This window comes from Aquimarina rubra (assembly GCF_042684305.1).
GTDB classification, from domain to species: Bacteria; Bacteroidota; Bacteroidia; order Flavobacteriales; family Flavobacteriaceae; genus Aquimarina; species Aquimarina rubra.
In genome coordinates this window covers 26,064-51,822 of the sequence record NZ_JBHULE010000001.1, presented here as the reverse complement: position 1 = coordinate 51,822, position 25,759 = coordinate 26,064, and the positions used below count along the sequence as shown (strand labels likewise).

Genomic DNA, 25,759 nt, shown 5'->3' with positions numbered 1-25,759 from the left:
ATAAGAATTGCATCACTATGTCAGAGGTTAAGGAGACTAAAAACAAAATCAAATTAAACACTATACAAGAAGCTATTGAGGATATTCGCCAGGGAAAAGTGATTATCGTGGTAGATGATGAAGATAGGGAGAATGAAGGAGATTTTCTGGCAGCTGCCGAAAAGGTAACTCCGGAAATGATTAATTTTATGGCAACCCACGGGCGCGGATTGATTTGTACCCCAATCACAGAACAACGCTGTGAAGACCTGAAATTAAATATGATGGTCGATAACAACACAGATCCAATGGAAACTGCGTTTACCATTTCTGTGGATCTAAAAGGTAATGGAGTCACTACTGGTATTTCTGCAAGTGACCGTGCTAAAACTGTTTTGTCTTTGATTGATCCCGAAACTAAACCACACGAGCTAGCGAGACCAGGTCATATCTTTCCGTTAAAAGCAAAAGAAGGTGGTGTGTTAAGGCGTACTGGTCATACAGAGGCTGCTATCGATTTTGCAAGATTAGCAGGGTTAAAACCTGCGGGTGTAATTGTAGAAATCATGAATGAGGATGGTACAATGGCTCGCCTTCCACAGTTGATAGAAGTAGCTAAGAAAAACGATCTTAAATTGGTTTCTATAGAGGATTTGGTAGCATATCGTATGCAGCACGATTCTCTTATCGAAAAGAAAGAAGATTTTGATATCGTTACTCGGTTCGGAACATATAGATTAAGGGCTTACAAGCAAACTACCAATAATCAAATTCATATAGCATTAACCAAAGGAAGTTGGACTGATAATGAACCTGTATTAACCCGTATTAATTCTACTTTATTTAATAATGATATTTTAGGAACGTTGACTAATAATGCAGATGAACGATTAGATGCTATGTTTACCCGCATTAGTAAAGAAGGTAAAGGTGCTATTGTTTTTATTAATCAGGAAAGTCAATCTTTTAATTTATTGAATAGATTGAAAGCATTAAACGAGGCTCAAAATGGTGAAGATATCGTAAAGGCTCCAAAGATAGCAATGGATACCAAAGATTTTGGAATAGGAGCACAGATATTACATGATCTGAATATTCATAAACTACGATTAGTATCCAACACAGTACAACAAAAGCGTGTAGGTATGATTGGATACGGATTAGAAATCGTGGAATATGTGAATTATTAGAAAAACTTTTATTTATAGAATACTTTGAAGAGCTTCAACCATTTTTGAGGCTCTTTCTTTTACTTCTTTTTCAGACCAGCCTACTTTTATCAAGCACGAAATCGTTCTTCCCATCCAGGCATCACTGGCATCAAAAGATCGATTATTCTTTTGTAGCCCGCTTTGTTGTTCTGCCGAGAGTTTGTTTAAAGATGAAGGCTCTAATAAGTGTTCCCATTTTTTATAATAATGCCAATTATTATCAAACCAATAAAAACAAGCATCTACGCCATGTTCGCCAAGCGCTTTATGTACTTTTCTCGCTATTTCTTCATTTGGTAAAAAGATATTTAAAAATGCATAGCTTTCAACTCCGGTTTCCGGAACTCTTCTAAAACTAACTTCAGGAATAGAGGATAAAGTCTTCCTAAGTATTGTATAATTTTTTTCCTGTAGTGTTAATGTTTGATCCAACTTTCTTAATTGTGCAATCCCTACAGCTGCATTTAATTCAGAAAGTCTGTAATTGTATCCTAAAAACGGATGTGTTTCTGCTCCTCTGTCATTGCCAATATGATCATGTCCGTGGTCTTGATACTTATGGGCATTTTCTGCATATTCTTTAGAATTCGTAATTAATCCACCACCTTCTCCACAGGTTACGGTTTTTACATAATCAAATGAAAAACATCCTAAGTCTCCGTAACTTCCCAAAGGCTTTCCTTCGTATGAACCACCAATAGCCTGGCAAGCATCCTCTAATAGAATTAAGTTATGCTCATCACATGTAGCTTTTAATGCTTTAAGATCTGCCATAGAGCCACACATATGCACAGGCATCACTGCTTTAGTTCTAGAAGTGATGGCTGCTTTTACAGCTTCTGGGGCTAGTGTTAATGTGTCATCAATATCACATAAGATAGGAGTAGCCCCAACGGATAATATAGCTTCGAAACTGGCCACAAAGGTAAAAGTTGGCATGATTACTTCATCACCTGATCCCACACCTGCAGAGGCTAACGCCACTGTTAATGCAGCTGTACCACTTGATACTACTTGCGCATATTTAGTTTGCATTCTGGTAGCTAAATCTCTTTCGAGCTCCAGGGCTTTATGATGTCCATTTCGATTACCATCAAAACCATAACGCATTAAAACGCCATTATCTAATACGTCTTGAACTTCTTTTTTTTCTTCAGCTCCAAATAGCTCGAATCCCGGCATAGGTACAGTGTTAAATTAAAAAACTCTTTAAGGCAAAAATACCGAAAAGAGTTTTGAATATATAATGTGAAACTTATCTTTTTAATTAGTAATCGTCTATAATCATAGTTACGAAACTGAAATATCTACTTGGATCACGTAGAGAAGAGCTATAAGAACCTTGAGTGCCAAGTACTTTGCCATTATGGTCCAAAGCGATGATGTTAGGAAAACCACCTTGTTTGTTATATATTCCTAATAATTTTTTGTTGGCTTTTAGTTGTTCCTCAGAAATGATATCCATTCTTCTCGGAATATCTACCATCAATAAAACTACATTTTGTGATTGCTTTTTAAACTTTTCTGTTGAAAAAAAATCTTCTTTTAGCATGATACAGGGAGCACACCAATCACTGCCGGTAAAATACATTAGAATAGGTTTCTTATTGTCTTTAGAAACTTGTTTTGCAGTTTCAAAATCTGTTAGCCATTGCAAGTCATTCTCTTGACCGAATATAGACGTAGCTATAATTAAAGATAAAAACAGAACTACTTTTTTCATTTTATTATGTTTTGGGTATAACAAAAATATACTATTTTTAGAACACCAAATATCTTGCCAAGATTCTGGTTATAAGACAATTATTGTTTCTTCGATAGAACGTCTTACTTTTTTGAAATCAGCAAACATATCATCATCAGCACGATATCCAACAGGTAATACCAAAACAGAAGTAAGTCCAAGTCTATTAAGACCTAAAATTTCATCGTATTTTGCAGGCATAAAACCCTCCATCGGACACGCATCTATTTTTTCAATAGCACAAACTGTTAATAAATTTCCCATAGCTAGATATGCTTGTTTTGAAGCCCAGTTAGAGACTTCTTCTACGGGTTTATTTTTAAAAGAGTCTACCAGCTGTTCTCTAAAAGGTTTCAATACTTTTTCTTCGGTATTTCTAATAGCCTTTACATTATCAAAATATTTGGTGATATATTCTTCTCCAACTGTATTTTCAATACAAAAAACCAAAACATGTGATGCGTCTGCTACCTGCTGCTGGTTCCAGGAATGTTCTGTGAGTTCTTTTTGGACTTCTTTATTTTGGAGAACTACTAATTTCAATGGTTGTAGCCCGTAAGAAGTTGCTGTAAGATTAAATGCTTCTGTAAGTATGTCTATTTTCTCTTGAGGTAGTATACGAGTGTTATCAAATTTCTTTGTGGCATATCGCCATTGTAGGCTGTCAATAATTTTCATCCTAGTTTTTTAAAAAATTTACAGCAAAGATACAGGTATAACATTTACCTTTAAACATTAAATTAATAAGAAAAAACTATAACACCTTATATGAATACTATAGAAGAATTGATCCAAAAATCTGAGACCAGAATCTTTAAAGCTGTTTTTCCTAATACCACCAATCATTATGAGACGTTATTTGGTGGAACGGCTTTGCAATTAATGGATGAGGTTTCTTTTATATGTGCTACTCGTTTTAGCAGAAAAAAAGTGGTGACAATCTCTACGGGTAAAATTGATTTTTCAATACCTATTCCAGAAGGTACTATTATAGAATTGGTAGCCAAAATTCATGAAGTAGGAAGAACCAGTTGTATAGTTAAAGTGGATATTTACAAAGAAGAAATGTATAGCTATGACCGTGAGATCGCTGTTTCAGGAATGTTTAAGTTTGTAGCTATTGATAATGATAAACAGCCTATTCCAATAATTGATAATCAAGAATAAAAAAATGTATCCACTAAGATGGATACATTTAATAATTTATTTTAGTTAAAAAATTTTCTTATTTATCTCCTAATTGTTTAATCTTTATTCTGAAAGCTGCAAATAGCAATGTGGTAAAAGGACTTAACCAATTAAAGATTGCAAAAAAGAAATAGTCAACAACAGGAACTCCTAATACACCACTTTGATAAGCTCCACAGGTATTCCAGGGGACTAGTACAGAAGTTACCGTCCCTGAGTCTTCCAGGGTTCTACTTAAGTTTTCAGGAGCAAGGCCTTTATCTCTAAATGCTTTTGCATACATTCTTCCTGGCACTACAATTGCTAGGTATTGATCAGAAGCAGTAACATTTAACGCAAGACAACTGGCTACCGTACTGGCAAATAGGCCAAAAACTGAATCGAACAAGCTTAATAATGCTTTACTAATTCTTGCTAGCGCACCGATAGCATCCATAACACCACCAAATACCATAGCACATACAATTAACCAAATGGTACCTAACATGCCAGACATTCCACCAGCAGTAAATAGATCATTCAATTCTTCACTAGAAGTTTCTACAGCGGTATCTACCGTCATAGCGTTCATCACACCTTTATAAGCTGAATTAAAATCTAGTGTTTCGCTTCCTGCTATATTCATAACAATATCTGGTTGCGCAATGATTGCGGCAATAGCACCAAGTAATGTACCGGCTAATAACGCGATTAGAGGAGGTGTTTTTTTGATGATAAGACCAATTACTATGCTAGGAACGATAAATAGCCAAGGGGAAATAGTAAAAGCACCTTCTATAGCAGCTAACTGTTCACTTATTTCTGGAATACCTGATGTGTCTAATGTAAAACCAATGATTATAAATACGATAAGAGTAATAACTATAGTTGGGACAGTAGTATATGTCATATATTTTATATGCGAAAATAAATCTCCTCCCGCCATAGCAGGAGCAAGGTTAGTAGTATCTGATAAAGGAGACATTTTATCACCAAAGTATGCTCCAGAAATAACAGCACCTGCAGTCATTCCTAAAGAAATACCTAATGTGTCTCCAATTCCGATTAATGCAATACCTACTGTAGCAGAGGTAGTCCAGGAGCTACCCGTTGCTATTGAAATGATAGCGCATATAATAACACAAGCTGCTAAAAAGATGGTAGGATTAAGAATCTGTAATCCATAGTAAATCATTGTAGGTATAATACCACTAATGAGCCAAGTACCTGCTAACGATCCAACCATTAATAATATGAGTAACGCTCCAGTTGTAGATTTTACGTTTCGAGCAACTTCTTCCATCATTTGTTTGTATGATACCTTATTAAAGAAGCCAACAATTGCCGCCACAGCTGCACCAAGGAGTAAAATAAATTGATTGCTTCCACTTAATGCATCATCTCCAAAGGCATAATATACATTATAGAACAACATTCCCACTAGTGCTACGATTGGAATTAGTGCTTCCCAAATATTTAGCTCTCTATTTTCAATGATTTCTTCGTTTTGGGGATCAGTAGGAGTGATGTTTTGACTTTCCATATATAGTATTCGAAATTTTAAGGATGTAATGTTACGATATTAATAAAATTTATGCAACGTATTATCCTCGTTTAATTATAAAAATGATAAGTAGGTTTTAGTTTGTATAAAGATATTTTGCTTTTTATCGAATAAAATTGATTTTTATCGATAATTAAATGTATATTTGACCAGAAATTATTGTAAAAAGATATAACCGAAATATCTTTGGACCATCGAAAGAGAGATATCAAGAAATTAAATATATAGTGAAAGAGAAGAATTGGAATTGATTGTTTACGTTTTACCCCGACAAATTTAATTTCCCCCAAGGTTAAATTTGACAAATTACAAAGCCTCAGAAATGAGGCTTTTTTTATACCCTAATATGAAAGTTGTTTATTCAATGGATTCATTCGAGTTTTATAAAAAAATAACCAAATTATGCTTTTTGTCTGATAAAAATGCTTTTTATCGATTATTTAATATTTATTGATTCTCGTTTTACTGCTAAAATACAGTCTGTTATGTACTTTTGAAGTGTGAAAAATAAGAGTTACTAATTGAATTAGTTTTAATGTTTCGCTCCCTAATAATTAGAATACTCCAAAATTTAGAGAACTAAACTTTTTTTGCCCAAATTACCTACTAATAAGCCTCATACCCCAAGAGGCTTTTTTTTGTACTACATATCTACTATCTAATATCATTTCCGGAAATATAGCATATAAGATTTACTGAAAAAATGAAAGGGAATTAAACTATCTATGCTTTTTAAATACGAATTTATTATATGAAAATGTATTTTGTCGATTAATTATGTTTTTTGTCGATATTTTTTGATTTTTCATTTAGCTATTTCATCACTTTTCTTTCCAACTGATGTACTTTTGAAGTGTTGTTAATGATTGATATAAGTTGAATTAGTTTTATGGTATCCCCCGATACCAGCATTAATTACCCCAAAATTGTAAATCGAATATTCCCCAAATTTGGTTTCCTAAATTAAAAGCCTCTTGCCCAGAGGCTTTTTTATTTGTTAAAAAATAATTTGTTTCGTTTTTTATCCTGAAATTAGTGCAAAACCAAAACGATGCAACCTACTTTTACTCGAGGATTAGAACTGTTATTACTATTCGTATTACTTCCTGTCAGCTTTTTGTTTACGTATCCAATCCTACTAAAAGTGATATTAACAGTCGCTGGTTTTGTTTACATTTTGGTTCACCTTAAAAGGTCAGGGCTTTTAAAGTTAAAACTTCCAAATAGATCACATTGGAAACCATTTTGGAGAGAAACTATTATAAAATTAGCGATTGTGATTATTATAACCAGTCTATATGTTTTTTGGATGGCACCAGATAAATTATTTTCTATAGTTATTAAAAAACCATACTTGTGGGTAATGATCTTATTTGTGTATACATTTTTGTCTGTTTGGCCCCAAGAAATTATTTATAGAACTTTTTTTTACAACAGATATCAAAGTTTGGTTCAAAACAAATGGTTATTTGTTTTTATAAATGCTGTTCTTTTTTCATTAGCTCATATGTTTTTAAGAAGCTTTTTGGTTCAGCTACTTACTTTTTTAGGAGGTTTGTTATTTGCATTTACGTATCAGAAAACAAAATCTACCACTCTCGTATCCATAGAACACGCAATTTATGGTAACTGGTTATTTACGGTTGGAATGGGAGAGATGCTTGCGTTTCCGACGGCAGATTAGCTATTTAGAAATTTCACTAGTTTTTTTACTGCCCTTGCTCTGTGACTAATATTATTTTTTTCTTTCAGTGATAATTCAGCAAAAGTCTCCTTAAATCCCTCAGGTAAAAATATAGGATCATATCCAAAACCTTGATCACCTTTTTTTTCTCTGGTAATCATTCCCTTACAAATACCTGTAAATGTTTCTAAATTGCCATTAATGATAAGCGCAATAACCGTTTTGAATTGTGCTTTCCGATTTTCTTTTCCTTTTAGGTTGTCCAAAAGTTTATTCATATTGGCATCAGCATCTTTTGCTTCACCGGCATATCGAGCAGAATACACACCAGGTTCTCCATCAAGAGTGTCCACTTCTAATCCGGTATCATCAGCAAAACAATCATAGCCATAGTGTTTTTTGATGTATTCAGCTTTTTGTATCGCATTTCCCTCTATAGTAGGAGATGTTTCGGGTATATCCTCGGTACAACCTATTTCTGTTAAACTTAGTAATTGAATGTGCGAAGGAATTAATGCCTGTACTTCTTTTAGCTTATTAAGATTATTGGTGGCAAATACTAATTTCATTTCGTAAATAATGTTTTGACTTTAATTATTCCACTAGGCTTTAGCATCATAATTTTCGATCCATTTGCCCTGCACTTTAAGCACTTGTTCAATCACATCTCTCACACAGCCTTTACCACCTTTTTTAAAGGAAACATATTTTGATACTTCTTTGATTTCTGCAACGGCATCTTGCGGACAAGTGGGCAATCCTACCATTTTCATCACCGGTAAATCCGGAATATCATCTCCCATATATAAAACATTTTCTATTTTAATACCATTCTTATCCATGTATTCGTTTAACTGATCTACTTTATGATGTGCGCCCAAATAAACATCTTTAATTTCTAACCCTTCTAATCTTTTTCTGACACCTTCATTTTTTCCTCCTGATATAATACACACATTGAAACCTTGTTGTACAGCCGTTTTTAATGCATAACCATCTTTAATATTCATTGTTCTTAGTAATTCCCCATCGGTATTAATGATGACCGTTCCGTCGGTCAGAACACCATCTACATCAAAGATAAACGTAGTAATATGTTGTAAATATTCTTTATAGCTCTTTTCCATATTTAGATTGTATTGCTTTGGTAAGTGTTTCGTATAGTTGTTTTTGTAAATCGTTTGTTAGAATTCCTAAGTGCCTTTCTATAGTATGAAAATCATTACGAACAGCAGGTCCCGTCTGGGCTTTATCCGGTTCTATCTCATGTATTTTTTTTGCTGTTTCCTGTATTAGTGGATGTAAAATCTCGAAAGGGACTTTATTTTCTTCACAAATCTCATTTCCAATGGTAAACATATAGTTGGTAAAATTGTTGACGAATACTGCTGCCACGTGTAATATATTTCTTTGATCAGAAGAGATATCATATACTTTTTGAGATAATCTGGAGGCTAGTTTTTTTAAGAAAACTGCATCTGTCTCTCGTTCTGCTTCTATGCAAAAAGGAATTTTATTAAAATCTACTTTTTTAGTAGCACTAAATGTTTGTAAAGGATAAAAAACTCCCGGATGATTCCTATTATCTATAGATTTCATTGGAACACTCCCTGAAGTATGAACAACTAATCTATCCATAAAAGGTAACGCGCTAGAGACTTTTTCTACGGCATCATCACTGATTGCCAGAATATATACATCCGCTTCTTTCAGGTTTGTTATGTCGGTTGTAATTGTATCAGCTTTTTGGTCTTTATGCAGTTTGATGCCTTTTCGATTATAACATTGAATTACCTCTACTGATTTTTGGTTTAAAAAAGCAGCATACAGATGCTGAGCAACATTTCCGGCACCAAGAAGAACTATAGAATTCATTTGGCTAAAATAAGGAAGTTACTTTAAAAATTAGACAAGTTTTATAGTTCTGTTAAAACCAATAAATAGGATTCTTAGAATGATCAATAATCCTCTTAAAAACACTAAATTTGCCGAGCTAAAAAAATTACGATGCAAAAGAAGTTGGCGAGTATTTTATTTTCTACCCGATTAATGGCAATTCTATTTATTGTGTTTGCAGTCTCCATGGCAGTTGGTACAATTTTGGAAGATGATTATGGCACTACTGCGGCTAGAATTTGGGTTTATAACACCTGGTGGTTCGAAGCAATTATGGCTTTTTTTATGATCAATTTCTGTGGAAACATTGTTCGCTATAGATTGTACAAAAGAGAAAAGTGGGCGACACTATTGTTACACCTTTCATTTATTTTGATACTCTTAGGTGCTTTTATAACCCGCTATATTAGTTATGAAGGAGTGATGCCGATTCGAGAAGGAGAAACCACATCCGAATTTCTTTCAGAACGCACCTATTTAACGGTTTTCTTAGATGGAGAAATTAATGGTGAACCTCGCAGAAGACCAATTTCAGAGGAATTGGAATTGACAGAAGCTACAGATAATAATTTCAGAATAGAAACAGATTATAACCAACAACCGGTTACCATTCAATATAAAAACTACATCACCGGAGCAGAAATGGGGTTGGTAGAAACTGAAGATGGAGAGAATTATCTAAAAATAGTTGAGGCTGGAGACGGAAATAGGCACGATCACTATTTAAAAGAAGGAGAAGTATCCAATATTCATAATATTCTGGTCGCTTTTAATATACCTACAAAAGGAGCTATCAATATCACATATGAGAATGATGAGTATTATATAGAATCACCCTTTGATGGCTCTTATATGAGAATGGCCGATCAAAAACAAGGTCTGGTGATAAAGGATAGTTTACAGCCACTTATGTTACGATCTTTATACCAAACTGCTGGAATGCAATTTGTAATTCCAGAACCGGTAATAACAGGAACGTATGATATAGTGCCTATTGAAGTAAAAGAAAAAGGGCAGCAAGATGCGCTTATTTTTGATGTAACTACTAATGGAGAAACCAAAGAAGTAAAATTACTAGGAGGAAAGGGATATGCTAATGATATGCAAAAGATTTCTTTAGGAGGTCTGGATATGTATTTTAGTTACGGTTCTAAGCGATTAGAACTTCCGTTTGCTTTAAAATTGAATGATTTTATTGCGGAAAAACAACCGGGAACAGAAAAAGTATATAAGTCATTTATGAGTAAAGTCGATATTGTGGAAGAAAATGCAACCCCACGTCCTTATGATATCTACATGAATCATGTATTGGATCATAAAGGATATCGTTTTTTTCAGGCATCTTTTGATCCCGATGAAAAAGGAACTGTACTATCGGTAAATCACGATTACTGGGGAACCAAAGTTACTTATATAGGTTATATACTACTTTATTTAGGATTAATGTTGATTCTATTTACAAAAGGATCTAGGTTTAAGGATTTGGAGCAAATGTTAAATAAAGTAAAGTCTAAGAAGAAAGAATTAACGATAATATTAGCATTATTTGTTTCCGCTTTTTCTTTTGCACAGCAAAAGACAGATCACGTAAATCATTTACAAACGCTACCTAGCAAAGCAAAGCTGGATTCCATTATTAAAGCGAATGCGGTTAGTAAAGACCACGCGGCAAAATTTGGTAGTATAGTGATTCAGGATGAACGAGGAAGGATGAAACCGGTTAATACTTTTTCTTCAGAATTACTGCGTAAATTGAGTAAAAAAGATACCTATGAAGGGTTAACAGCTGATCAGGTTTTTGTATCAATGGTCGAAAATCCTTTTATTTGGTATAGTGTTCCAATTATTGAAATACAGAGAGAAAACGACAGTATTCGCAGGATATTAGGTGTTTCTAAATCTGAAAGAAGAGTTTCTTTAATAGATCTCGTGGAACAAGATGGCTCTTATAAGCTAGATCCTTACTTAGAGAAAGCAAGTAGCACAAACACCCCAAGTAGTTTTGAGAAAGATTTTCTGAAAACACACGAAAAATTTTATCTCTTAAATCAAGCGTTAGGTGGAGGAATACTTAGAATTTTTCCGGTTCCGGGAGACGAAGGTAATAAATGGGTTTCTGGTCCACAGCTTAATGAGCATAAGTTTACAGGTATGGATTCTGTGTACACCAGACAGATCGTACCTATTTATATACAATCATTACAGGAAGCAAGAAAAACAGGGGATTATAGCAAGCCTGATCAATATATAGAAAGTATCAAATCGTTTCAGACAAAGTTTGGTAGCGAAGTGATGCCTGCAGACGATAAAATAAAAGCTGAAATCGCATTAAATAAATATGATATATTTAGAACATTATATAGGTATTATGGTGTTACTAGTGTGCTATTTATTTTAATAATCATTTTTGGAATATTCTATTACAAGAACAAGTTTATAAAGATGTTGATAAACATCTTTATGGGGATTACTGTATTAATTTTTATGGTACATACTTCTGGATTAATTATCCGGTGGTATGTTTCCGGTCACGCACCCTGGAGTGATGCGTATGAATCTATGATATATGTAGCTTGGGCGACTATGGCATTAGGTTTAGCTTTTGGTAAAAAGAGTAACCTTACCGTTGCAGCCACAGCTTTTGTAGCTGCAATTATCTTGTTTTTTGCACATCAAAACTGGACAGATCCTGCTATTGCTAATTTGCAACCCGTATTGGATTCTTACTGGGTATTAATTCACGTATCGATTATTGTGGCAAGTTATGGTCCTTTCTTTGTTGGAGCTATTTTAGGAATACTTTCATTATTGTTGATGACCCTAACTACCAAGTCTAATAAAAAGCGAATGGATCTTAATATCAAAGAGATTACCATTATTAATGAGATGGCATTGACGATAGGATTGGTTATGCTAACTATTGGCAATTTTTTAGGTGGAATGTGGGCTAATGAAAGTTGGGGACGTTACTGGGGTTGGGATCCAAAAGAAACCTGGGCACTTGTTAGTATAATGGTGTATGCTTTTGTAATTCATATGCGATTAGTACCAGGACTAAGAAGCAGGTGGTTCTTTAATCTAATGTCGGTGTTAGCGGTTGGGTCTATTTTAATGACCTATTTTGGAGTAAATTTTTATCTAAAAGGGCTACATTCTTATGCTAGTGGTGATCAGGTGGTCACTCCTTCTGCAGTGTATTATAGTTTCTTTGCGTGGGCAATATTAGGTGCTTTCTCATATTGGCGATATACTATACATTATAAGAAGTAGTTTTTTTAATCAATTGTATATCAATCAATTATTTAATAAAGTGACTATACAAAATCTATACAGTGTTAATTTTTTAGCATTATTGTTAACACTACTTCAATAATATCTGATATTTTTATGATTCTTAACAAATCATTAAAATTTAGATATGGGTATTATTTCTTTTATAGGATTCACACTTTTAGTTGCAATCATATCATACATTGCTACCAGAAAAACTGACGAAACATCTTCTGATGGTTATTTTCTAGGTGGCCGTAGTTTAACTGCTGTGGTAATTGCAGGTTCTTTATTACTAACTAATTTATCTACAGAACAAATTGTTGGGTTAAATGGATCCGCATATTCAGAAGGGATTTTAGTAATGGCATGGGAGACATTAGCAGCCATTGCAATGGTGGTTACGGCTATTTTTTTATTACCAAGATATCTGAAAGGAGGAATCACAACAGTACCTCAATTCTTAGAAAGACGCTATGATACTACTACAAAAGCATTTACATCTGTATTGTTTTTGTCTGGCTATGTTGTGGTATTTTTACCTGTTGTTTTGTATACAGGTTCTCTTGCAATAACAACTATGTTCGATGTTCCTGAATTGTTAGGTGTTTCAAAAGGGACTTCTATTTGGATATGTGTGTTTGGGATCGGTGTTATAGGATCTATATATGCAATCTTTGGCGGATTAAAAGCGGTAGCGGTATCAGATACAATTAATGCAATAGGGTTATTGATAGGTGGTATTATGATTCCGGTTTTTGGTTTACTAGAAATTGGTGATGGAAGTATTTCTGAAGGAATAAACATTCTAATGACTTCAAACCCTGAAAAATTTAATGCTGTTGGTTCTAACGATTCTTCTATTCCTTTTGCAACCATTTTTACCGGAATGATGTTGGTTCAATTATTTTATTGGGGAACAAATCAAGCTATTATTCAAAGAGCTTTAGGAGCAAAAAATTTAAAGGAAGGACAGAAAGGGCTTTTATTAGGATCATTCATTAAAATATTAGGACCCATTATAGTGGTATTACCTGGGATTATAGCTTTCCATATTTTTAAAGGAGAGTTGACTACCGCAGATGAAGCATATCCTAAATTAGTGAGTAGAGTTTTGCCACTATCTTTAGTGGGCTTTTTTGCAGCTGTATTGTTTGGTGCAATTCTCAGTTCATTTAATAGTGCTTTAAATAGTTCAGTAACCTTATTCGGAATTGATATTTACAAAGAATATTTTAATAAAGAGGCAAGCGAAAAACAAGTGGTAAAAGCAGGTAAGGGTTTTGGGGTAATTTTGGCAGTTTTGGCAATGTTGGTTGCACCACTTTTAGCCCAAGCCGAAAGTATTTTTACGTATTTACAAAAAATTAATGGATGTTATAGCATCCCAATTTTGACCATTATAGTGGTAGGATATCTTACAAAACGTGTTCCGGCAATTGCAGCAAAAGTAGGTATGATTTCCGGAGTATTATTGTACGTAGTTTACATATTACTGGATGAGTTTGTTTTTATTAATAAAGAGCTACCTCATTTCCTCCATGTAATGGCCATTCTTTTTGTGCTCAACATCATTATCATGTTAATTATAGGTAAACTGTATCCAAGAGAACAAGCATACGAGCAGCAATATACCAAAGAAGTGGATATTACACCTTGGAAATATACTAAGATAGTAGGTGCTATTATATGTTTAATTGTGATATCTACCTACATCTATTTTAATTAATTGAAATATATTAAAAAGATATTTTTATTTCTATTCTTTCTATTTACGACGATAGTTACCGCACAGGAATTACCGCCGATAGAAGTCTATTTACCGGATGAGTATGGAGGAGCAACACAAAATTGGTCCATTTCTCAAGCCGATAATAAATACATTTATGTAGCCAATAATAAAGGACTTTTAGAGTTCAACGGAGCTAATTGGGAACTCTATCCAACCCCTAACGAGACTGTGATTAGGTCAGTCAAAGTTGTGGAGGATCGCATTTATACGGGATTCTATATGAACTTTGGGTACTGGAAAAAAAACGAGTTTGGTAATCTCGAATATACTTCACTAAGCGAAAATATAACAGAAACCCTTATCGAAGATGAACAGTTTTGGCACATTGTCAACCAAGATAATTGGATATTATTTCAGTCTCTTCATAGAATTTATCTTTATAATATTAGCAATGAGAAGATCTCTATTATAGAATCTAATATAGCCATTACGAATATATTTAATGTTTATGGGGAGATATATTATCAGGATATTAATAACGGAATCTATAAAATTGAAAAAGGGAGCCCGACATTAGTTATAGATGAAGCTGAAGTAGTTAATGATAAAATAGTAAATATTTCGAAGTCTCAAAACGGAATTCTATTACTAACTAGTACCAAAGGTTTTTTTGAGTTTTCGAATGGAGAAGTTAGTGAATGGAATACACCATCTGATGGCTTATTAAGCAATTCTACCATTTATAGTAGTATTACACTTAAAGACGGAAGCTTTGTTTTAGGAACCATTTCCAAAGGACTACTATATCTTTCAGAAAAAGCAGAAGTTGTATATCAAATTAATCAGAATAAAGGATTAAGTAATAATACGGTTTTGTCTTCCTTTGAAGATATAGACGGTAATATTTGGTTAGCATTGGATAAAGGCATTAATTGTATAAACATAAAATCGCCAGTTAAAAGTTTTAATGACGATAAGGGAACTATCGGTACTGTATATACCTCAATAGTTTTTGAAGGTTTTTTATATCTTGGAACAAATCAAGGAGTGTTTTATAAAAACATTAATAAGAATGAGCCATTCAGTTTTGTTGAAGGTACTAAAGGACAGGTTTGGAATCTTTTTTCTTATGACAAGAAATTGTTTTGCGGACATAATGATGGTACTTTTTTAATAGAAAATAATACATCCAAACTTATAAGTTGGATTCAGGGAACTTGGATTTTTCGCACTATTGAGGATCATCCTGACTTGTTGTTGCAAGGCAATTATGAAGGATTGAGTGTGCTGGTAAAAAAAAATGGGAAATGGAGATTAAAACAAAAAATTGATGGATTTGATTACTCTGCTAGATATTTGGAAATATATGATGGTAAATTGTGGGTCAATCACGAATACAAAGGGCTTTTTAGCATTACGGTAGATGATGATTTTTCTAAAGTAGTTGAAGTGGTCAAAGACACACTAACTATAAAAGGTAAACGCTCAAGCATAGCAAAATACAAAAACGATTTTTTTTATGCGCATCAAGAAGGGGTGTCTTTTTTTAACAAGGAAAGCAAAGCTTTTGATCAAGATAATATTGTAAATCAAGTTTTTGAAGCCAAAGATAAAAATGTTGGAAGACTAATAAAAGATAATACAGAAGGACTCTGGAGTTTTACTGATGAAGAATTAGGCTATATTTCTCAAAGCCAATTTTCTGATAATTTAGAAGTAACGAAGGTGCCTATCCCTTACTTGCTAAGAAAAGAAATGAGTGGTTTCGAAAATATTATGCACCTTGAAGAGGAGAGGTATTTATTAGGAACTACCTATGGATATATGATTTTGGATGTATCCAGATTAAATTCTAAAGAACATACTATTATTCTTGAAAAGGTTTCAGCAAAACAAAAAACTACAGAATTTAAACCGGTTAAGGTTTCGGATTCTCCTCCAATATTCAAATCTAATTTAAATACTATTTCTTTTCTATATACAGTTCCCGAATATGATAAATTCCTTATTTCAAAGTTTCAGTATAAGTTAGAAGGTTTTTATGAAGACTGGAGTGGTTGGACATCCAAAACCAATAAAGTATTTGAAAATTTGCCATTCGGAGAGTATACGTTTAAAGTTAGAGCAAAAACAGGTAATGTTTTAAGTAAGAATGTTGTAATGTATAATTTTATTATCGAAAAGCCCTGGTATTTTTCGGAAGTAGCTATTATTATTTATTCTACTTTATTATTAATTCTATTATTAATAACTCATAGAGCTTATAAACGCTATTATAATAAACAAAAAGAAAAATTAGTAGAAGAGAACAAAAGACAATTGGAACTCAAAGAACTGGAGAGTGAAGGCGAAATAATGAAACTTACAAATGAAAAATTGACTCAGGATATAGAGAGCAAAAATAGGGAACTTGCTTCGTCTACCATGAATATTATCAAAAAGAATGAGATTTTAAATACTATCAAAAAAGAACTTCAAAAATCCGAATTCGAAAAAGGTGGGGTAAAGAATGTAGAACGAATCATTGATAGAAACTTAAACAATAAGGATGATTGGAAACATTTTGAGGAAGCTTTCAATAGTGTAGATAAAGACTTTATTAAGAAACTAAAAGAGAAACATGATAATTTAACTCCTCACGACTTACGATTTTGTACGTACTTAAGACTAAATTTATCATCCAAAGAAATTGCTTCATTGGTTAATATTTCAGTTAAAAGCGTAGAAATAAAACGTTATCGTCTAAGAAAAAAGTTGCAATTAGAACATTCAGACAGTTTAGTGAGCTACATCCTCGAAATTTAAAACCATACATCACCTTAAATCACCTCTACATTACCTATACTGTAACGTTATAGTATGATTACAATACTATATTCTTTACTTTTTTTCAGGAGTTGTAAAATCCTTAATATCAGCCGTTTTAATCAGGATTTATGCAAATAATTTATTAATTTTTTGATTTTTATGCTATACTGTAGGATTTTTGTTGTGGTTAGTTATTAACGATTTCTTAATATTCATAACTAAATTTGAGGATATTAAATTAAACTGGTTTATACATTTTCTCCAGAAATAAAAAAATGATAAAACGTGGCCTTTTGATAAGCCATTTTATATAATTATAAACCTTGCCATTGGTGGTAATTTTGGGGGTCCAGAAGTTGATAATACTATCTTTCCAAAGCAGTTTGAGATTGATTATATCAAAATCTGGAAATAAGTACCGCTACAACAAGGAATATTTAATTCAGCTCTACCCTTGGTTTCAGCAGCGTATATATTCACTATACAACTGGAATCAGATTTAAGATGATGATATTTTTTTAATATCAAATACGGAAATAGATAATTAAAGTACATAACTGTATTTCTAGTTATCAGGACTACTTGGGAAAAACATATTTAGTGTTCGGATTGTTTGGTTGAAACAATCTGGATATGAAAAATAGTAATGTTGTATATGTGAAATACATATGACAAAGGATTACGTATATAAAATTTTGAAAACTAACTTATTTACACAAACCATTTTAATGATGAAAACAATTATATTCTTTAAAACCACTTTAACATGTATCACGTTGCTATTTCTTGTAGAAATAGGACATTCTCAATGTTCAGAACTTATATTTAATGATGAATTTTCCGGTAACTCAGTAGATCTTAGTAAATGGAGTTTTGATAATGGAGATGGATGTCCCACTCTTTGTGGTTGGGGTAATGCCGAAGAACAATGGTATCAACCAGAGAACACAACTGTTCAAAACGGAAACTTGATAATTACTACTAAAAATGAATCTGCAGGTGGTAAGCAATTTACTTCTTCAAAGTTAATTACTTCTGGAAAGTTTAATTCTAAATATGGAAGATATGAAGCGAGTATAAAACTACCTTCTGCAGGAGGAATTTGGCCGGCATTCTGGATGTTGCCTGAGAATGGAAATTGGCCTTTTACAGGCGAAATAGATATTATGGAAGCGCAACACAAAAATCCCGAAAGTATTGGAGGAACTGTTCATTATTCTAACGGAGGTTGGCAATATAATGGTAGAGAGTTCAATGCAGGATTAGATCTTTCTGAAGGATTTCATGAATATGCAGTAGAATGGGAGCCAACAGAGATTAGATGGTATGTGGATGATCAGTTATATCATGCAGTTACACCAGCGAATACGGTAGATCCTTGGCCTTTTAGTGAAGGAGATTGGTATATTATTCTTAATGTTGCCGTAGGAGGACCAGGAACTCCTTATACAGGTAATATTCAACCTACACCAGCTGATTATCCTACTCAAATGGAAGTAGATTATGTTAGGGTGTACAGTGGAACCTTTAATACGCAACTTAGTGGAGATAATGCAGTGTATGAAGGAGAAACTAACAAAACATATTCAATTACACCAATAGCAGGAGCATCCTATAATTGGTCAGTACCAGCAGGAGCTTCAATTGTTTCAGGACAAGGAACAAATTCAATTAATGTGAATTGGGGAACTTCTGGGGGTGATGTAACTGTATCGGTTAATGTAGCAGGTTGTGGTGTAAATGACTATAAAATAAGTGTTTCTGTGAACCCACCGAGGACTTTGGGCTTCATATATGAGGATTTCGAATCTAATAGAAATCTTACGTACGGATCTACTACTTCTGGAATTTTTACCCAATCTATTGCGAATCCGGGATCAAGTGCTACTAACAATTCTTCTGTGGTAGGTAGATACCAGAGAGACGCTGGTTCTCAATATGATGTATTGTTCATGGAATCTGCAGATATAGGTAATTCGTTAGAATTTATATCAGGCAAAAGGACTATCTGGATGGAAGTATATAGTGATGCGCCCGTGGGAACCGAATTTATATTACAGCTAGAAAACGGTGCTTTATCTTTGGGTGATTGGCCAGCTGGAAGGCATAGTAGGTATATTGCAAAAACAACCATACAAAATCAATGGGAAACAATGGAGTTTGAGTTATTGGACAGACCCGATGTTACAGTTGGAGCTTTTGAGACCAACCAATTTGCATTATTGATCGACGCCAATAGTAATACAGACCATACAATCTATTTTGATAACATACGTAGTATGATCGAGCAAGATGCAATTGTATTAGACGAAATTATTATAGCAAACTATGATGGAGTAAATCAATTAAATCCAATTTTTGAAAATGGAACATATACATCGAATGTAGCTAATCCAGGTTCTAATGGAGTAAATAATAGTACTAATGTAGCTCGATATGTGAGAGATGCTTCTTCTCAATATGATGTAGTTAGTTTTTCCACATCGGCTATCGATGATAGCGGACCATTTAAAGACGGAGATTATATTTTCTTTATGGATGTGTATACTTCTGCTGCTGTTGGTACAGAAATAAATATAAGTTTAGAAAATGAAGTTTCCTCGGCTGGGGAATTTCCATTAGGAAGAAATAGTCAATATGCAGGAGTAGTTTCAGAACAAAATTCTTGGCATACGATTGCGTTTACTCATGCTACTTCTCCCGATGCAGGAACATCTAATCTGGCAATTGATGAAATTTCAATACTTTTTGATCCAAATTCTAATTCATCAGACACATACTACTTTGATAATTTTAAGTATGGAGTAACAGTTTTACCTCCAACATATAGTTTTTCTGAAATGATTCAGGATTATAATGGCAGTAACAATCTAACATTCGATTCTCTGACTACTGGATCGTATGCTGCAAATGTTTCTAATCCTGAAGCGAATCCTGTTAATAATTCTTCACAAGCGGCTAGCTATACAAGGAATACAGGTGAGTTATATGATGTGTTATTTTTTGATACAAACTTTATTAATGATGCCAGTGCTTATGTTGCTGATGAGAAAAGATTTGCAATGGATGTATACACCAGTGCTGCGGTAGGAACCGTAATTAGTTGGCAATTAGAATCCAGTTCTATAGCTACCCCAGCTAATTTTCCATCAGGAAGACATAGCGTATATCAAGCTACCGTAAAAGAACAGAATAACTGGCATACCCTAGAATTTATACTTACAGGAACCCCGGATTTAGTAGTAAGTGATGCTCAAATCGATAATATTGTTTTCCTATTTGACCCTAATAGTAACAATGGAGATACATTTTATATTGATAATCTAAGATCTTTGAGTAAAGAAAATGTTACACAAACTCCAGTGTTGTCTTCGATTGTAGTTTCTTCTAATAGCGCTGAAATTAATCAAGGAGAAACAGCACAATTCAGTGCGCAAGGGTTTGATCAAAATGGAGAACCTTTTACTGCTAATTTTAATTGGACAGCAACCGGCGGTTCTATTGACACTAATGGTTTATATACTGGGTCGGATATTGGAAACTATATAATTACAGCAACCAGTGGCCTGGTTACTGGTTCTACATCTATAACCGTAAATGAGAATTCAGGATCCTTTGCGGTAATTCCTGGAATATTACAAGCTGAGGATTATAAAGAAGGAGGAGAAGGAGTTGGATATCATGATACCAGCGCAGGAAACACAGGAGGTGCCTATCGACAAGATGATGTAGATATTCAGAATACAACAGGAGGCTATAATGTTGGGTGGATCGCTACAGGAGAGTGGTTAGCGTATGATATTAATGCAACTGCATCAACAAATAGTTATGATATTTACTTCCGTGTAGCCTCACCTAATGGCAATGGTCAATTTCATTTAGAGCTGGATGGAGTTGCCATTACGGAAGTGATATCTGTACCTAATACAAATGGATGGCAAAATTATCAAACTATAGAAGTAAAGGATATAGCTGTAAGTAGTGGTTCACATGAATTGCGAGTGGTATTTGATTCTAGTGGTTTAAATCTTAATAGTTTTGAATTCATAGCCGCTACAGGGTCAACAGATGGAAATAGTTGTTCTGGTATAGCTGATAATAATCAGTATAGTTACGAGATTTCATCAGATACGACAAATCCGACCATAACTTTTGTTCCGGAAATTAATGGAATAGGAGATAATATTTGTATACTATATTACGATACTTCTACCACTGGGCCATATCCAGGATATACCGTAAATCCCAATGTACCTTTTGAAATAAATGCAAATTCAGGAGATCAGATTTATTTCTATTATACATACAGTTTACCAACGGGAGGAGAAAATAATACGGCAGCATCCAAACATGATTTTGTAGTTGGTTCTTGTGTAAATAGATCAGATATAGGTAATGAAAAGAATCCAGCTGATATAATTGTTTTTCCAAATCCGATGATTAATACAATCACATTGTCTGGTATAGATAACGCATATCGGGTTAATGTTTACAGTATAAATGGTACAATGGTATTAACAAAATCTGTGAATAAAACCCAAACTCAACTAAATATGGATGTTAGTTCTTTAGCCAAAGGTTTTTATATAATTAAAACCTATAGTCAAAACATAGAGCCTTCAATTCATAAAATACTTAAGAAGTAACCATTTTTATAATAAGGAACAGCTTTGAGAAAGAAGTTGTTCCTTATGCACCTAGCTGCGATTATCCAGACTTGTCGCATTATTTTTTATAAGAGTATCCTGATGTAGCACGTTTGATCAATGCTCTTAAAATAAGGTGTTTAGGTTTTTAAACCTTTTACGCCACAATCTTTATATGCGAAATATTAGCACAAACTAACATAAATATCTTACTCATGAAAAAACCAAAAAGATTTAGAAAAATAATAGTAGTGGCACTACTATTTTTAATTCCAGGTATTCATACTTGGTCACAGAATGTAATTCCTGTAGGTAGCGGATCTTATGCAGAATACCCACCAGCACACGAATTTATTAACAATGATCCTACACAGCCTATGTTCCAAACCATAGCTTTAAACCCTACATTAGATATTGGTCCTAATATGATAGGAAAACCGGTTCCGACTAATGATTGGTGGACAAGTGTTTTATATAATGAAAATGCAGATGGTTCCAGAAATGGAGGAAACTTATGGACGTATCCTTTATTGTCCCGCGCTAATAGCGAAGGTTATCAGATTGGACATAGAACAGCAAAAGATTGGGGTGGCGATGAAAGTGTGGGAATTAGCGTGGATTATTTAGTAACATTGACTGGTGATAATTTTACGGCAAATAAAACTATCGCAACAAATTGGTCAGACTGGCACGTAAATTTAGAAGTACAGTCAAGCAATAATAGCAATCAAACCATCGATGTTACTTTAGCACAAGGAATGCCTTTTGTCTGGACAAAACCAAACGGATTTGATGCTATTATTCAATCTATTCACACAGGAGTCAGGACTTATTATGATGCAAATGGAAATGAGCTTAGTTTTCCAGCTACTGTGGATCGATTTATCATAGAATATGATGGTAATTTATATGGTGTTCATCTTACAGAGAATACCAATATTACCCCAAAAAATGGAATAGATGGAGATCTAGAACTAGCAAATAGCAATGGGAAATACGTTGTGTTTTCGGCATTGACTGAGATATCAGATCTTAACTTTTTACACGACTATGCTTTTGCAAGACCAACCGACACAAAGGCTTTGTACGATTATCAGCCAGAAAATGGTTTGGTGAATGTTACATATCAAGTAGAAAAGACGAATATTATAGGAAATCAAGCCAATGTTTTGCAAGGATTCATCCCTCATCATTATAGAGGAAATGCCAATACCTTTTCTTTTCTTAACGGAAGAGAATATCGTGCAACACCGAGAGGAACAGTAAAACTGGCTTCGGGAACCAGTTTTTCCTTTAATTATGAGTTCAATGCTGATCTTTTACCGCACTTTAATGAACCAATTACTGTTAGTGCTGACGCCAATCCGTATGAGAAAGCAAAATTGGTAGAGATGGTGGATAATTATAGCGCAGGATTGAATCGTGATAATTTTGCCAACGGCACCTATTGGGGCGGAAAAGCATTGGTTCAATTAATTAAATATACACTTATAGCTAAAGAAATAAACCATCCTGACTTTGCTGACTTATTGAGTTTTGCAAAAGAAAAAACCTATGATTGGTTAACGTATACACCTGGTGAAACTTCTTTTTATTATGCGTACTATCCAGCTTGGAAAGCACTAGTTGGATTTAATGAAGAATACTATTCTGGATTTTTTACGGATCATCATTTTCATTATGGATATCTAGCTCATGCTGGAGCTTTGTTGGAAATGGCTGAGCCAGGATCTATGGATGATTATTGGCCAATGCTAACTAAAGTTATTAAGACATACGCTAACTGGGATAGAAACGATACAGAATTTCCATATATGAGAACATTTAGTCCATGGATGGGACATTCTTTTGCCAATGGATTAGGAAACGCAATAGGAAATAATCAAGAATCTACTTCAGAGGCCATGCAATCTTGGGCTGGAATGTATATGACAGGTGAAATAACTGAAAATACTGCTATGAGAGATGCAGCTGCTTATGGCTATGTAATGGAGGGAAGAGCTATAGCGGATTATTGGTATAATGAAAGTGGTGTATTTGAAGAAATAGGATATGACCAGCCTATTGTTGGGATTTTAGAAATGAATAGATATGTATATGGAACTTTTTTTGGAGCACAAGACACGTATATTCATGGAATACAATGGTTGCCAATTTCACCTGCCTATGGATTCTGGAATGACTTCCTTACACCAAATGAGGCCAATGCAATAGTAGATCCAATTATAAATAATATGACGGCTGATTTAGGAAATCTAAGTGGTGATTGGATGAATGTTTCCTGGGGATTCAAATTGTTTTTTGATCCTGAAGGAGTGACTAGTAATTTTGATCAATTTTGGAATAGCCCAGGTGGTTCTCAGGAATACAATGTAGCTCATAACTCTAATGAGAGCGCATTAACGTATTACTATGCACATAATTCTCAAAATCTTGGACTCAGACAATCGAACTACCGATTGAGTTTACCAATGAGTAGCGCTTTTCTGAAAAACGGAAAGGTAATGTATGTTGTTTATAACCCAAAAGATACAGAGCAAATCTGTAGAGTCTATAGAGATGGAGATGAGATAGATTCATTTACCGTTCCTGCGAATACTTTAATTACTACCGATGGAAATGGAATTATTATTAATCCTCCTACTAATAGTAGCAATATACCAGGTTTAATTGAAGCTGAAGATTATAACGAAGGAGGCGAAGGTGTAGGATATCATGATACGAGTATAGGAAATATTGGGGGAGCATACAGAGAAGATAATGTGGATATTCAAAATACAGGAGATACCGCTGGCGAAAATTATAATATAGGATGGATTAGCTCTGGAGAATGGTTAGCATATGATATTAATGCTACGGCATCTTCTAATACTTATGATATTGATTTTAGAGTAGCGTCACCAAACGGTAATGGCAAATTTCATTTAGAAGTAGATGGAATTTCTGTTACTGATATAATATCCGTTCCTAATACAAACGGATGGCAGAATTATGAAACTATAACAATAAGCAATATTACTATTAGTGAAGGTTCGCATGAGGTGAGGGTAGTATTTGATGCGAATGGTTTAAATCTTAATTTTGTAGAATTCAAAGCTGCTGAAGATACAACAGGAGGAGGAACAACTTGCTCGGGAACGGCTACAAATGGTCAGTACATGTATCAAGTGTCTACGGATACTAATAATCCAACAATTACTTTTATACCTGAAATAAACGGAATGGGAGATAATGTATGCATACTTTATTACAGCACTTCTCCAACTGGGACGTATCCTGGATATGGTGTGACACCTAATATTCCTTTTCAGATAAATGCCATTCAAGGAGAGCAGGTGTATTTTTATTACACCTATAGTTTGCCAACAGGAGGTGAGAATAATACAGCAAATGCAAAACATGACTTTGCTGTAGGTTCTTGTAATGGTAACAGGGTATCGAATCCAGATAAAGACAAATCTGAAATTTTAATATATCCAAACCCACTAACGGATCAAACAAAAATTGTGCTGTCTTCTGCACATAAGTATTATGGATATCGAGTATTAGATATTTCTGGAAAAATAATTGAAGACGCACCAATCGGTAAGGAAATTGAAAGTATTGAATTAAACTTAATGCAAAAAGAAGCCGGAATCTATTTTTTGATACTATCTGGGGATTCATTCAAACAAAGTTTTAAATTAGTAAAAGAATAAGTTTTTTTAATAGGGTGTAAATAAAAGTGGTTTAATACTTTAAGCCACTTTTATTATTTTGAGAAAATATGATTTACAGACTTAAAATTCTTACACATAGATAAGATACAATAAGGGAAACAACCTTAATGAGGATGTTTGATGTTGATTTTTCGATAAAATGTATGACACTTAAAACAGGTAAGTTTTTTACTACAATTTAACATTTAATTATAAATTTTAACATTTTGTAGTGATAATCTGTTTTTTAACGTTTTTCGTTTTTTTTTCTTCTTTAACGTTCAATAAATCACAATATTTGCATGGGGAAATAGGGGTGAATTTTTATTGTTAAATCATTTTTAACGTGTTGATAATTAG

The 25,759-nt window shown here is 33.8% G+C and carries 15 protein-coding genes; 8 read left to right on the top strand and 7 right to left on the bottom strand.

Annotation, left to right across the window (positions count from 1 at the left end; all coding sequences use genetic code 11):
• Window positions 1-17: 17 nt before the first annotated feature.
• Window positions 18-1,169, top strand: coding sequence for a 3,4-dihydroxy-2-butanone-4-phosphate synthase (gene ribB, locus ACFSR1_RS00160; RefSeq protein ID WP_378288434.1), 1,152 nt, complete (start codon window positions 18-20; stop codon window positions 1,167-1,169).
• Between the two features lie 12 nt (window positions 1,170-1,181).
• Here the strand turns inward: ribB and ACFSR1_RS00155 are convergent, their stop codons facing one another.
• From ACFSR1_RS00155 to ACFSR1_RS00145, 3 genes are all read right to left on the bottom strand, one after another.
• A complete protein-coding gene (locus tag ACFSR1_RS00155) occupies window positions 1,182-2,372 on the bottom strand; it encodes a DegT/DnrJ/EryC1/StrS family aminotransferase (RefSeq protein WP_378288432.1) in 1,191 nt (396 codons plus the stop codon).
• Between the two features lie 85 nt (window positions 2,373-2,457).
• Window positions 2,458-2,913 (bottom strand): thioredoxin family protein, encoded by a 456-nt coding sequence (locus tag ACFSR1_RS00150; protein WP_378288430.1) that lies wholly within the window; start codon window positions 2,911-2,913, stop codon window positions 2,458-2,460.
• Window positions 2,914-2,982: 69 nt separating this feature from the next.
• Window positions 2,983-3,612: an NAD(P)H-dependent oxidoreductase gene (locus ACFSR1_RS00145; protein ID WP_378288428.1), complete on the bottom strand. Its 630-nt coding sequence runs from the start codon at window positions 3,610-3,612 to the stop codon at window positions 2,983-2,985.
• A 90-nt stretch (window positions 3,613-3,702) separates the two neighbouring features.
• On the opposite strand from ACFSR1_RS00145, the gene ACFSR1_RS00140 reads away from it, so the two are divergent.
• Window positions 3,703-4,101 carry an acyl-CoA thioesterase gene (locus ACFSR1_RS00140; RefSeq protein ID WP_378288426.1) on the top strand — a complete coding sequence of 133 codons (399 nt, stop codon included), beginning with the start codon at window positions 3,703-3,705 and terminating at the stop codon, window positions 4,099-4,101.
• Window positions 4,102-4,159: 58 nt separating this feature from the next.
• Here the strand turns inward: ACFSR1_RS00140 and nhaC are convergent, their stop codons facing one another.
• Window positions 4,160-5,644 carry a Na+/H+ antiporter NhaC gene (nhaC, locus tag ACFSR1_RS00135; RefSeq protein WP_378288424.1) on the bottom strand — a complete coding sequence of 495 codons (1,485 nt, stop codon included), beginning with the start codon at window positions 5,642-5,644 and terminating at the stop codon, window positions 4,160-4,162.
• Window positions 5,645-6,716: 1,072 nt separating this feature from the next.
• On the opposite strand from nhaC, the gene ACFSR1_RS00130 reads away from it, so the two are divergent.
• The gene (locus ACFSR1_RS00130; protein ID WP_378288423.1) at window positions 6,717-7,349 is read left to right on the top strand and encodes a CPBP family glutamic-type intramembrane protease; all 633 of its coding nucleotides are present in this window, start codon (window positions 6,717-6,719) and stop codon (window positions 7,347-7,349) included.
• On the opposite strand, the gene ACFSR1_RS00125 is transcribed toward ACFSR1_RS00130, so the two are convergent.
• The 3 genes from ACFSR1_RS00125 to ACFSR1_RS00115 are packed head-to-tail and all read right to left on the bottom strand — an operon-like array spanning window position 7,346 to window position 9,224.
• A complete protein-coding gene (locus ACFSR1_RS00125; protein ID WP_378288421.1) occupies window positions 7,346-7,918 on the bottom strand; it encodes a non-canonical purine NTP diphosphatase in 573 nt (190 codons plus the stop codon). The two genes, ACFSR1_RS00130 and ACFSR1_RS00125, sit on opposite strands and share 4 nt — an antisense overlap.
• A 33-nt stretch (window positions 7,919-7,951) precedes the next feature.
• Window positions 7,952-8,476, bottom strand: a complete 525-nt coding sequence (locus ACFSR1_RS00120; protein WP_378288419.1) for a KdsC family phosphatase — start codon at window positions 8,474-8,476, stop codon at window positions 7,952-7,954.
• The gene (locus ACFSR1_RS00115; RefSeq protein ID WP_378288417.1) at window positions 8,460-9,224 is read right to left on the bottom strand and encodes a Rossmann-like and DUF2520 domain-containing protein; all 765 of its coding nucleotides are present in this window, start codon (window positions 9,222-9,224) and stop codon (window positions 8,460-8,462) included. Before ACFSR1_RS00115 ends, ACFSR1_RS00120 begins: the two co-directional genes overlap by 17 nt.
• Before the next feature lie 132 nt (window positions 9,225-9,356).
• Between ACFSR1_RS00115 and ccsA the strand changes: the two genes are divergently transcribed.
• From ccsA to ACFSR1_RS00090, 5 genes are all read left to right on the top strand, one after another.
• Window positions 9,357-12,515, top strand: a complete 3,159-nt coding sequence (ccsA, locus tag ACFSR1_RS00110; protein WP_378288415.1) for a cytochrome c biogenesis protein CcsA — start codon at window positions 9,357-9,359, stop codon at window positions 12,513-12,515.
• A gap of 148 nt (window positions 12,516-12,663) precedes the next feature.
• On the top strand, window positions 12,664-14,244 hold the full coding sequence (locus tag ACFSR1_RS00105) for a solute:sodium symporter family transporter (RefSeq protein ID WP_378288413.1): 1,581 nt from the start codon (window positions 12,664-12,666) through the stop codon (window positions 14,242-14,244).
• On the top strand, window positions 14,245-17,052 hold the full coding sequence (locus ACFSR1_RS00100; RefSeq protein WP_378288411.1) for a helix-turn-helix and ligand-binding sensor domain-containing protein: 2,808 nt from the start codon (window positions 14,245-14,247) through the stop codon (window positions 17,050-17,052).
• A 734-nt stretch (window positions 17,053-17,786) separates the two neighbouring features.
• Complete coding sequence (locus ACFSR1_RS00095; protein ID WP_378288409.1) at window positions 17,787-21,701, top strand: family 16 glycosylhydrolase; 3,915 nt, start codon at window positions 17,787-17,789, stop codon at window positions 21,699-21,701.
• Window positions 21,702-21,916: 215 nt separating this feature from the next.
• Complete coding sequence (locus ACFSR1_RS00090) at window positions 21,917-25,399, top strand: glycosyl hydrolase (RefSeq protein ID WP_378288407.1); 3,483 nt, start codon at window positions 21,917-21,919, stop codon at window positions 25,397-25,399.
• The last annotated feature ends 360 nt before the right edge of the window (window positions 25,400-25,759 follow it).

Bases quoted from the DNA above. Each gene is read 5' to 3' on its own strand.
- ACFSR1_RS00090 (WP_378288407.1), top strand. From the start codon at position 21,917: ATGAAAAAACCAAAAAGATTTAGAAAAATAATAGTAGTGGCACTACTA.
- ACFSR1_RS00150 (WP_378288430.1), bottom strand. From the start codon at position 2,913: ATGAAAAAAGTAGTTCTGTTTTTATCTTTAATTATAGCTACGTCTATA.
- ACFSR1_RS00155 (WP_378288432.1), bottom strand. From the start codon at position 2,372: ATGCCGGGATTCGAGCTATTTGGAGCTGAAGAAAAAAAAGAAGTTCAA.
- ccsA (WP_378288415.1), top strand. From the start codon at position 9,357: ATGCAAAAGAAGTTGGCGAGTATTTTATTTTCTACCCGATTAATGGCA.
- ACFSR1_RS00130 (WP_378288423.1), top strand. From the start codon at position 6,717: ATGCAACCTACTTTTACTCGAGGATTAGAACTGTTATTACTATTCGTA.
- nhaC (WP_378288424.1), bottom strand. From the start codon at position 5,644: ATGGAAAGTCAAAACATCACTCCTACTGATCCCCAAAACGAAGAAATC.
- ACFSR1_RS00140 (WP_378288426.1), top strand. From the start codon at position 3,703: ATGAATACTATAGAAGAATTGATCCAAAAATCTGAGACCAGAATCTTT.
- ACFSR1_RS00125 (WP_378288421.1), bottom strand. From the start codon at position 7,918: ATGAAATTAGTATTTGCCACCAATAATCTTAATAAGCTAAAAGAAGTA.
- ribB (WP_378288434.1), top strand. From the start codon at position 18: ATGTCAGAGGTTAAGGAGACTAAAAACAAAATCAAATTAAACACTATA.
- ACFSR1_RS00115 (WP_378288417.1), bottom strand. From the start codon at position 9,224: ATGAATTCTATAGTTCTTCTTGGTGCCGGAAATGTTGCTCAGCATCTG.
- ACFSR1_RS00105 (WP_378288413.1), top strand. From the start codon at position 12,664: ATGGGTATTATTTCTTTTATAGGATTCACACTTTTAGTTGCAATCATA.
- ACFSR1_RS00145 (WP_378288428.1), bottom strand. From the start codon at position 3,612: ATGAAAATTATTGACAGCCTACAATGGCGATATGCCACAAAGAAATTT.
- ACFSR1_RS00120 (WP_378288419.1), bottom strand. From the start codon at position 8,476: ATGGAAAAGAGCTATAAAGAATATTTACAACATATTACTACGTTTATC.
- ACFSR1_RS00095 (WP_378288409.1), top strand. From the start codon at position 17,787: ATGAAAACAATTATATTCTTTAAAACCACTTTAACATGTATCACGTTG.